The 5782-nt window shown below is 74.1% G+C and carries 4 protein-coding genes; all 4 read left to right on the top strand.

Annotated features, from left to right (window positions below):
* Positions 1-483 precede the first annotated feature (483 nt).
* Positions 484-1257 (top strand): DUF998 domain-containing protein, encoded by a 774-nt coding sequence (locus AC51EU_RS26215; protein ID WP_496269554.1) that lies wholly within the window; start codon positions 484-486, stop codon positions 1255-1257.
* Positions 1254-2111 carry an alpha/beta fold hydrolase gene (locus tag AC51EU_RS26210; protein WP_496269553.1) on the top strand — a complete coding sequence of 286 codons (858 nt, stop codon included), beginning with the start codon at positions 1254-1256 and terminating at the stop codon, positions 2109-2111. The genes AC51EU_RS26215 and AC51EU_RS26210 overlap by 4 nt, the downstream gene beginning before the upstream one ends.
* Before the next feature lie 363 nt (positions 2112-2474).
* On the top strand, positions 2475-3836 hold the full coding sequence (gene glnA / locus AC51EU_RS26205; protein WP_496269552.1) for a type I glutamate--ammonia ligase: 1362 nt from the start codon (positions 2475-2477) through the stop codon (positions 3834-3836).
* A gap of 82 nt (positions 3837-3918) precedes the next feature.
* Positions 3919-5782: bifunctional [glutamine synthetase] adenylyltransferase/[glutamine synthetase]-adenylyl-L-tyrosine phosphorylase (locus AC51EU_RS26200; protein WP_496269551.1), on the top strand; the 1864-nt coding region annotated here is incomplete at its 3' end.

The raw sequence follows: 5782 nt of genomic DNA, 5'->3' as shown, positions 1-5782 counted from the left end.
GGCGGACAGCGGCAGCGGACCGCGCCCTGCGGTCACCGGCGACTGTTCACGCATCACGGGCCTCTCGGCGCTCGATCGGCTGGGCGGCGCACGGGGCGTGCGCGGGCGTGCGCGCACGGAGCGGACCTGGCGGAACGCCACGGCGCACACCTGTCCGCACCCTAACCCTGCGGCCTATCGGCCCCGTGGCGCCCCGCCGGACGCCCGGGGAACGCGGAACCGCCCGTTCCCCCCTCCGTACGGCCACTCCTGGCGCCCCGGAACTCCGCGCCGGACAGCGGCACCGGCACGGCGTGTCCCGCGGAGTTCCCGCCGGCGGTGAGATCTTCCCGGCACTTCCGCGCACCTCTCGAAACCCGCACCCGCGCCTATTCTGGACACCCGCACCACCGCCCGCCCCGCGCCCCGTACCCGCCCCACGACACACCCGTCACACGACGGACAGACCGGCCGCCCGCCGGAACCTCCGACCCCAGGACGTCCGTGACCGCGACCCGCACCGCCGCCTCCCGCCGCCGGACCGCCGGCGCCGCCCTGCTGCTGCTCGGCGCCCTCGCCTACACCGCCTGGGTCCTCGAAGTGGTCGTCGCCACCGGACTCAACCCCGTCCAGACCTACGTCAGCGAACTCGCCGCCGCCGACCAGCCTCTCGGCGGACTCTTCCGCGCCACCGACCTGGCCGCCGGACTCCTGGTCCTCGCCGGCGCGCTCACCCTGCTCACGGCGGGCCGGACCGGCCCCTGGACCACGACCGGACGCCTGGCCCTCGCCCTCTTCGGCGCCGCCACCGCCGTCGACTCCCGGCTGCCGCTGAGCTGCGCCCCCACCAGCGACCCGGAGTGCGCGGCCCGCGAGACCGCCGGACTGGTGCCCGCCACCCACACCGCGCACGCCCTCAGCAGCACCCTCGCCATGGTCGGCGCGCTGGCCGCCCTGGTCCTGCTCACCGTCGCCGCCCACCGCGAGGGCGGCCGGCCGGCGCTCCGCCGCCTCGGGCCCGTGCTCGTCGCCGCCGTCGCCGCCGCCACCGTCTGGACCCTCGCGTCGGTCGCCGCGTTCACCGCGGGCGCCGGGACCTGGGCGCTCGGCCTCGGCCAGCGCCTCCAGGTGCTGCTGGTCGCCCTTTTCCTCGCGCTGTACGCCGCGAGCACCGCACGCCAGGAGCACACCGCCGCCGACGGCGCACGCCCCGCCCCGCACCACCCCGTCCCCGCCCCCTCGCAGGCGCCGAAAAGCCCCCCGGGAGCCCCCGAATGAGCCGTCCCCCCGTCCCCGGCCGGATGCTGCGCGTCGACGGCATCCCCCTGCACGTCCTGGCCGAGGGCAGCGGCCCGGTCTGTGTCCTCAGCGGCGGGCTCGGCATGGCCTGGTTCGACTGGGACGAGGTCGCCGCCCGGCTCGCCCCGCACCGCACTGTCGTCCGCTTCGACCGCCCCGGACTGGGCCTGAGCGCCCCGGCCCCCACGGCGCCCGCCCTGGCGGACGAGGCCGCCCGGATCACCGGCGTCCTCGACGCCCTCGGACACGACGGGCCCTGCACCGTCGTCGGCCACTCCCTGGCCGCCTTCCACGCCGAGGCGTTCGCCCGGCTGCACCCCGGCCGCTGCGCCGGACTCGTCCTCGTCGACGGCAGTGTCGAGGAGGACCCCCGGCCCCTCCTGCCCCCGGAGCTCCACGGCGCCTGGGCGGGCCGGGCCGCGGACGCCGTCTCCGCCGCCGGACTGACCCACCTCCTCGGCCCCGCCGGCCGCAGGCTCGTCAACCGGACCGGCACCCTCGGCCGGCACCCCGCGCACCCCTGGCAGCACACCGTCCACCGCACCGGCCGGGTCCTGCGCGCCTGCGCCCTGGAGAACGCCGCCTATCTCCACCAGGCCGCCGACCTCGCCGCCCTGCGCCCCGGCCACCCGCTGCCCGGCGTCCCCGTCACCGTCCTGGCCGCGTACGACGGCAGCGAGCGGGCCCGGGAACTGCGCTGGCTGGAACGGCAGCGGACCCTGGCCACCACGCTCGGCGGACGGTTCACGGTGGCCGCGCCCTCCGGGCACATGGTGATGGCCGACGCGCCCGACGCGGTGGTACGGGCCGTCCTGGACGCCCCGGCGGCCTGATGCGCGCGCCCGTCCGGGGGCCGCCGCCCCGCCCCGGGCCACCACGGCGCGGACCCGCGCCCTCCGCGTCAACGACATGTCAGCGGTGGCCCAAAAGTGCGCCAAGCCCTTCGCCACCTGACGCCGCTGTGCCGCCCGTGCCGCCCGGGACACCGCCGGTCACACGCGTGATCGACGGTCCCCGCCGCGCCACCGCCCCTCGGGCCACGAGGGACGCCCCCCGGAGGTCACGGCCCGGCGGTTCTGATTCAGGCCAAGGGTGCGTAATGTGACGGTAACCCCCGCACGTGATACTGGTGTGCCCGCACGACGTGCGTCCACACGCGGCGGACAGGCCGATTGACCTGCAAGGAATGGTGAGCCATGGACAAGCAGCAGGAGTTTGTGCTCCGCACGCTGGAGGAGCGCGACATTCGCTTCGTACGGCTGTGGTTCACCGACGTCCTAGGCTTCCTGAAGTCGGTCGCGGTGGCCCCCGCCGAGCTTGAACAGGCGTTCGACGAGGGCATCGGCTTCGACGGCTCCGCCATCGAGGGCTTCGCCCGCGTCTACGAGTCCGACATGATCGCCAAGCCGGACCCGGGCACCTTCCAGATCCTGCCGTGGCGCGCCGAGGGCCCCGGCACCGCCCGGATGTTCTGCGACATCCTCATGCCGGACGGCTCACCCTCGTACGCCGACCCCCGCTACGTCCTCAAGCGCATCCTCGCCAAGACCTCCGACCTCGGGTTCACCTTCTACACCCACCCCGAGATCGAGTTCTTCCTGCTCAAGGACAAGCCCGTCGACGGCTCCCGCCCCATCCCCGGCGACTCCTCCGGCTACTTCGACCACACCCCGCAGAACGTCGGCATGGACTTCCGACGGCAGGCCATCACCATGCTGGAGTCGATGGGCATCTCGGTGGAGTTCAGCCACCACGAGGGCGCCCCCGGCCAGCAGGAGATCGACCTCCGCTACGCCGACGCGCTCTCCACCGCCGACAACATCATGACCTTCCGCCTCGTGATGAAGCAGGTCGCACTGGAACAGGGCGTCCAGGCGACGTTCATGCCCAAGCCGTTCTCCGAGTACCCCGGCTCCGGCATGCACACCCACCTCTCCCTCTTCGAGGGCGACCGCAACGCCTTCCACGAATCGGGCGCCGAGTACCAGCTCTCCAAGGTCGGCCGCTCCTTCATCGCCGGACTGCTCCGCCACGCCGGCGAGATCTCCGCCGTCACCAACCAGTGGGTCAACTCCTACAAGCGCATCTGGGGCGGCACCAACCGCACCGCCGGCGCCGGCGGCGAGGCCCCCTCCTACATCTGCTGGGGCCACAACAACCGCTCCGCGCTCATCCGCGTCCCCATGTACAAACCCGGCAAGATGGGCTCCACCCGCGTCGAGGTCCGCTCCATCGACTCCGGGGCCAACCCCTATCTGACGTACGCGGTGCTCCTCGCCGCCGGCCTCAAGGGCATCGAGGAGGGCTACGAACTCCCCGCCGGCGCCGACGACGACGTCTGGGCCCTCACCGACGCCGAACGCCGCGCGATGGGCATCGAACCCCTCCCGCAGAACCTCGGCGAGGCCATCGACCTGATGGAACGCAGCGAACTGGTCGCCGAGACCCTCGGCGAACACGTCTTCGATTTCTTCCTCCGCAACAAGAAGCAGGAGTGGGAGGAGTACCGCTCCGAGGTCACCGCCTTCGAGCTGCGCAAGATGCTGCCCGTGCTGTGACCCGCCCGGGTGCCGCACCCCCCGGGCGCGGCACCCGCCACGGACCGTCGGACCCACCGCCGCGTCACCGAGAGGCCGCACCATGGCACTTCCCGCTCCCCAGGGACGCCGCAGCAGCACCTTCACCCGCCTGCTCCGGCACGGCTTCACCGACCCGTCGGCCGCCGGACGGCTCCTCGAAGCCCCCGTCCTCGCCCCCGTACGCGACGACTCCGTCCTCCTCGACGCACTCGGCGCCACCGCCGACCCCGACCTGGCGCTCCACGGCCTCTCCCGCCTCGTCGAGGCCCAGGACCCCGCCGCACGGCAGCTGCTGCTCGGCACCCTCACCACCTCCAAGCCCCTGCGCGACCGGCTGTTCGGCGTCCTCGGCGCCTCCGAGGCACTCGGCGACCACCTCGCGCGCCACCCCGGCGACTGGCGTTCCCTCGCCACCTACGAGGCCGCCGACCTGCACCCCGCCACCCCCGAGTTCGAGGGCGCGCTCGCCGAGGGCGTCTGGGGCGACCAGGGCGCCGGACTGCCCCGCCCCGACGCGCTGCGCATCGCCTACCGCCGCGCCCTCCTCGGCATCGCGGCCCGCGACGTGTGCGGCACCACCGGCCTGTCCGAGGTCGCCGCCGAACTCGCCGACCTCGCCACCGCCACCGTCCGCGCGGCCCTCCAGATCGCGTACGAGGAGGCGCCCGGCGACGCGGCAGTCTGCCGGCTCGCCGTCATCGGCATGGGCAAGTGCGGCGGCCGGGAACTGAACTACGTCTCCGACGTCGACGTCGTCCTCGTGGCCGAGGCGAGGGAGGGGACCGAGGAGGACAAGGCACTCCAGGCCGCCACCCGCCTCGCCTCCCGGATGATGCGGGTCTGCTCCGACACCACCACCGAGGGCACCATCTGGCCCGTCGACGCCAACCTCCGCCCCGAGGGCCGCAACGGCCCCCTCGTCCGCACCCTCAGCAGCCACCTCGCCTACTACCAGCGCTGGGCCAAGACCTGGGAGTTCCAGGCCCTCCTCAAGGCCCGCCCCATGGCCGGCGACCCCGACCTCGGGCACGCCTACACCGAGGCACTGGCACCCATGGTGTGGCAGGTCGCCGAGCGCGAGAACTTCGTCACCGACGTCCGCGCGATGCGCCGCCGCGTCGTCGAGAACATCCCCGCCGCCCAGGTCGACCGCGAGCTGAAACTGGGCCCCGGCGGACTGCGTGACGTCGAATTCGCCGTCCAGCTCCTCCAGTTGGTCCACGGGCGCGCGGACGCCACCCTCCGCAGCCCCACCACCCTCGACGCCCTCGCCGCGCTCGCCGCCGGCGGCTACGTCGGCCGCCAGGACGCCGCCGCCCTCGACACCGCCTACCGCTTCCTGCGCACCCTCGAACACCGCATCCAGCTCCACCGGATGCGGCGCACCCATCTGATGCCGGAGAACGAGAGCGATCTGCGGCGCCTGGCCCGCTCGATGGGACTGCGCACCGAACCCGTCGACGCCTTGCGCAAGAAATGGAAATGGCATGCACGCGAGGTGCGCCGGCTCCACGAGAAACTCTTCTACCGGCCGCTGCTGGACGCCGTCGCCCACCTGGAACCGGGCGAGACCCGCCTCTCCGCCAAGGCCGCCGGCCAGCGCCTGGAGGCCCTCGGCTACGCCGACCCCGTCGCCGCCCTGCGCCACCTGGAGGCCCTGGCCTCCGGCGTCTCCCGCAAGGCCGCCATCCAGCGGACCCTGCTGCCCGTCCTGCTCGGCTGGTTCGCCGACTCCGCCGACCCGGACGCGGGACTCCTCAACTTCCGCAAGGTTTCCGACGCCCTCGGCAAGACCCCCTGGTACCTACGGCTGCTGAGGGACGAGGGCGCCGCCGCCGAGAACCTCGCCCGGGTACTGTCCGCCGGCCGCCTCGCCCCCGACCTGCTGCTGCGCGCCCCCGAGGCGGTCGCCCTGCTCGGCGCCC

This window comes from Candidatus Streptomyces philanthi, assembly GCF_059553635.1.
Note: the sequence above shows the minus strand (reverse complement) of the source record. Positions and strands in the feature narration are given on the sequence as shown.